The 4,612-nt window shown below is 47.1% G+C and carries 5 protein-coding genes; 1 reads left to right on the top strand and 4 read right to left on the bottom strand.

Features of this window, described 5'->3' with window-relative positions; translation table 11 throughout:
• Positions 1-53: 53 nt before the first annotated feature.
• The 3 genes from B7X71_RS12110 to B7X71_RS12100 all read right to left on the bottom strand — a co-directional run bounded on the left by B7X71_RS12110 (position 54) and on the right by B7X71_RS12100 (position 2,010).
• Positions 54-575, bottom strand: coding sequence for a DUF3305 domain-containing protein (locus B7X71_RS12110; protein ID WP_363927028.1), 522 nt, complete (start codon positions 573-575; stop codon positions 54-56).
• Positions 576-599: 24 nt separating this feature from the next.
• Positions 600-1,688, bottom strand: coding sequence for an iron-sulfur cluster carrier protein ApbC (gene apbC / locus B7X71_RS12105; protein WP_293598580.1), 1,089 nt, complete (start codon positions 1,686-1,688; stop codon positions 600-602).
• Positions 1,689-1,815: 127 nt separating this feature from the next.
• Positions 1,816-2,010 carry a heavy-metal-associated domain-containing protein gene (locus B7X71_RS12100; RefSeq protein ID WP_293598581.1) on the bottom strand — a complete coding sequence of 65 codons (195 nt, stop codon included), beginning with the start codon at positions 2,008-2,010 and terminating at the stop codon, positions 1,816-1,818.
• A 73-nt stretch (positions 2,011-2,083) separates the two neighbouring features.
• Here B7X71_RS12100 and B7X71_RS12095 point away from each other — a divergent pair, with 73 nt between their 5' ends.
• On the top strand, positions 2,084-4,381 hold the full coding sequence (locus B7X71_RS12095; protein WP_293600852.1) for a heavy metal translocating P-type ATPase: 2,298 nt from the start codon (positions 2,084-2,086) through the stop codon (positions 4,379-4,381).
• On the opposite strand, the gene B7X71_RS12090 is transcribed toward B7X71_RS12095, so the two are convergent.
• Positions 4,374-4,612: DUF3047 domain-containing protein (locus B7X71_RS12090; RefSeq protein WP_293600851.1), on the bottom strand; the 239-nt coding region annotated here is incomplete at its 5' end. The two genes, B7X71_RS12095 and B7X71_RS12090, sit on opposite strands and share 8 nt — an antisense overlap.

The following is a 4,612-nucleotide window of genomic DNA, read 5'->3' as shown; positions in this document are numbered from 1 at the left end:
AACTTCCTCCCCAGACTTGAGGCGCGACCAGCGATTGAGAAATCCCCCAGCCATTAATCCTCCACCCCGCGGTTAGCGCCTTTAAATGATTCGGGGCGATGGCGCTTTTTAGGCTCAGGACGGTAATGCTCGTTCACATATTCTTGCAACCAAGAGGCATGTTCCGTAGACAAGGGAATGTTATCGACTGATTCGCCACCATCCAATAGGCGACCTGCTTCGTTATAGCTCACACTAATACGGTGCGGGACGGCAATGGTTGCCTCCGATTTGGCTAACTCGATAGACTGAGCATCGATGTAACGCTCAATATCTTCCTCTAAACGCCACATCACAAACCAGCAAGGCTGAGGAGCTGATAAGTTGAGGTAGTAACCTTCAGCCTCATCCTGATAAAGATCGAGCTCATACCCAGTAAATAACCAAGACTCGCCTTGATCATCGCGCCCTAAGAACTGCCCAACAATTTTTCCCTCATCAGCAGTTGCATTATTAAATTGCCCAAAATCTGGCAACACCTCCCGAGGCTCCCAACGATAGGAAATCCAGGGGTTATCAACGAACTGCTTACGCATGAGAACTGCAAAACGCATAAGGCCTCAGGTGTTTTGAACCACGATGTTAGGAAATTTACTGCTCATATCTTTTGAAAGAGCCGCTACTTTAATGGCAACTCGTCTAGCAATCGTTTTATAAATTGCACTAATAGCACCATCCGGATCAGCCACTACGGTTGGGCGACCTGCATCAGCCTGCTCACGAATCGATAAATTGAGCGGTAAGTCACCCAAGAAATCAACGCCGTATTCTTTACACATCTTTTGGCCGCCACCGGTACCGAACACATGCTCTTCATGACCACAACTTGGGCAAACATAAGTACTCATGTTTTCGATGATGCCCACAATAGGAACACCCACTTTCTCAAACATCTTTAAGCCCTTACGGGCATCTAGTAATGCAATGTCTTGAGGAGTAGTCACAATAACTGCGCCAGTAACAGGCACCTTCTGAGCAAGCGTTAACTGAATATCCCCCGTACCTGGTGGCATATCCACAATCAGGTAATCAAGATCACGCCAACGTGTCTGACGAAGCAATTGCTCAAGAGCTGAAGTCACCATTGGACCGCGCCACACCATAGGTGCATCATCATCGATTAAAAATCCAATCGAGCTCGCTTGCAGGCCGTGACCTTCCATTGGCTCCATCGTATTTTCTTCAATAGAAGTGGGTCTGCCAGTAATACCCAGCATCATCGGTTGACTAGGGCCGTAAATATCTGCATCCAACATGCCAACTTGCGCACCTTCCGCAGCTAAGGCTAATGCTAGATTCACTGCCGTGGTGGATTTACCTACTCCGCCTTTACCACTGGCTACAGCAATAATATTTTTTACATTAGGAAGTAGTTTGACTCCACGCTGAACAGAATGGGCCACGATTTGACTACTGACATTAACGCTGACATTCTTGACATCAGGTAATTCACGCAGAACAGTAATGACAGATTTGCGGATCGAATCGAACTGACTTTTGGCTGGATATCCGAGAACGATATCTAGACTGATATCGCCACCATCAACTTTTAAATTTTTGACACTCTTTGCTGATACAAAATCAATTTGTGTATTTGGGTCAACCAGACCTTTTAATGCTGCTTGCACAGCCTCTACAGTAAGCGCCACCGACTTCTCCTAAGATAAACATTCCCACAAGGGGATCTCAATAGGGTTTATTGAGATGTATTACAAATAATGGAATAGTGGGTAGATTAACCGCACATGCAAAAAATTGCTAAAGCCGGACTAATCTCTATTGTGAAACTGGAAATCCGGCATCTGTTATGAGCTCAGCAGCTAGCTCGGGGGTGAGGGTTGTTTCAAGCGTCACTATCTGTGTCGCCAAGTCTGCTTGAACCTGAGCCTGAGGGTCTTGAGCTTGCACAGCTCGAGTTACAGCATTAATACAGCCGCCGCATGTCATACCTGAAACCTTGAGCGTAAACATAGTTATCCCTTAAAAACTGTCAAAATACGGTTGTTGATGGCCTTTTTTCACCTTACGGTAGATTATCTTCTACATGCACTCCACAGAAACGAGTAATTCAGAGTTTTATACCCTCGATATAGGTGGGATGACCTGCGCCTCTTGTGTCAGTCGTGTAGAGAAGGCTTTGGACAAGATTCCTGGGGTTGAGGCGGCTACCGTCAATTTAGCGACTGAGCAGGCCAGGGTTCGGGTAAAACGTGGCTCCTCCACCCTCGAAGACATCATCACACTTGTTAAAAAAACAGGTTATGAGGCCAAAGAAAGCTCTATACGAGGCAATTTAGACAAGAAGACTAGTAAGTCCTTTTGGGCTGATGATGGTTTAGGTCGGGTGATTCTGAGCTTCCTGCTATCCGCCCCACTCTTCTTACCCATGCTCTTCATGCCTTTTGGCATTCACTGGTCTTTATCTGGCTGGTGGCAGCTTGCCTTGGCCACACCAGTACAGTTCATTTTAGGGTGGCGCTTCTACGTGGCGGGCTATAAATCCTTGATGGCTGGTGCCGGCAATATGGACTTACTAGTGGCACTAGGCACCAGTGCTGCCTATGGACTTAGCCTTTATCTCTTGCTCGCCTCAAACCATACGCATGAACTCTACTTTGAGGGATCTGCGGTCATTATCTGCATGGTCTTATTAGGTAAATGGCTAGAGTCACGTGCCAAGCAACAAACTAGTGAAGCGATACGCGCCCTGCAAAAACTCTGGCCAGAGCATGCGAAAGTGTTAAACGCAGATGTTGAACTCCAAGGCAATACAGGTGTAGGCGAGGATCAACGCCGTGACTTACCCCTCGATCAAGTGCTACCAGGGGATCGGATATTGATACTTCCCGGTGAACGCATCCCAGTAGATGGCGTAATTATTTCTGGGTCTAGCCATGTCGATGAATCCCTGCTTACCGGTGAAAGCGAGCCCGTTAAGAAATTAGTTGGCTCGAAAGTCATTGGTGGCGCCTTAAATGGTGAAGGCGTACTGATAGTAACTGCTCAAACAGTTGGTGTTGAAAGCGTGCTCTCACAAATTATTAATTTAGTAGAGGAAGCGCAAACACAAAAAGCACCTATTCAAAAATTAGTTGATCAGGTGAGTGCGATCTTTGTACCTACCGTGATTGTTCTTGCGCTGATTACTGGCATTGGGAACTGGCTCTACTTTGACTCCGTATCGATCGCTATCTTACGGGCTGTCGCTGTTCTTGTAATTGCCTGTCCTTGTGCACTCGGACTTGCTACTCCAGCTGCGATCATGGCCGGCACTGGTATCGCCGCACGCTTTGGCATTTTGATTAAGGATCCTCAAGTATTGGAGCTGGCGCACAAACTCAATATCGTCGCGTTTGATAAGACCGGGACACTCACTATTGGCAAGCCACGCATGCTAGCCCTACTCCCTTTTGATCAATCATCTGCTGATACTGAGCTCATTCTCGCTACAGCCGCAGGCTTGCAGTTGGGAAGTGAACATCCTTTGGCTAAAGCACTGATAGATGCATCCAAGGAAAAAGGTGTCACACCGATTGCTACTTCATCGAGTAAGGGCTTACCTGGTATTGGGATTGAAGGCATGCCAAGCTCCGGTCCTTTTGTAGCTCAAACGCTTCGCCTGCAAAGCGTAGCCTCACTTGAAGGAAGTCTGCAACACGATATCGTTTTGCAAAAGGCTCAGGGCTGTTTTGAGCAAGGTCAAACTGTTTCCGTTTTGATGAGCATGAGTGGTCAGGATGAGCAAGCATCAAAGCCAATTGCTGTGATTGCGTTTGGTGATGAGCTCAAGCCCAATGCGAAATCAGCAGTCGCTGCACTTCATGCATTGCATATTCGGACGGTGATGCTCTCTGGTGATAACTTAGCAGCTGCAAACCGCGTAGGAAAGACTATTGGCATTGACGAAGTCTTTGCCCAAATCATGCCAAGCAATAAAGCAGACATCATTCGAAATCTGCAGAACAGTATTAAAGGTAAAAAACATTTCGTGGCGATGGTTGGTGATGGCGTGAATGATGCCCCAGCATTAGCTATGGCAGATGTGGGTATGGCGATGTCCACCGGAACGGATGTGGCCATGCAGGCAGCTGGAATTACTCTCATGCGCGGAGACCCAACACTAGTAGCGGCTGCGATTGATATCTCTAAAAAAACTTGGGACAAGATTCGTCAAAATTTATTTTGGGCATTTGCATTTAATACGATTGGTATACCGATGGCAGCTTTGGGTTATTTATCACCTATGCTGGCTGGTAGTGCCATGGCCCTCTCCAGCTTCTGCGTCTTGAGTAACGCCCTACTGCTCAAGCGTTGGAGCCCTATGCAGTCTGAAGTTATTTGAGATTCTTACGCACTAACTCAATATCACCGTAGAGGGCACGGGTTTCTGACTTGGTGTTATCGGTATCGGTCAGAAGTGCAATCCCAATGACATTACCTGGTGCCTCACCATAGGCCAACTTGTAGTCTGCAGCTAAATCACGCTCGTGCTTACGCCATTCACCTAAGTTATTCAAACCTGAGTCAACCACAATCATCTTCACGCGAGAAGTGTGAGCGTTATTCAACAGGG

Source organism: Polynucleobacter sp. 39-46-10 (assembly GCF_002282275.1).
Note: the sequence above shows the minus strand (reverse complement) of the source record. Positions and strands in the feature narration are given on the sequence as shown.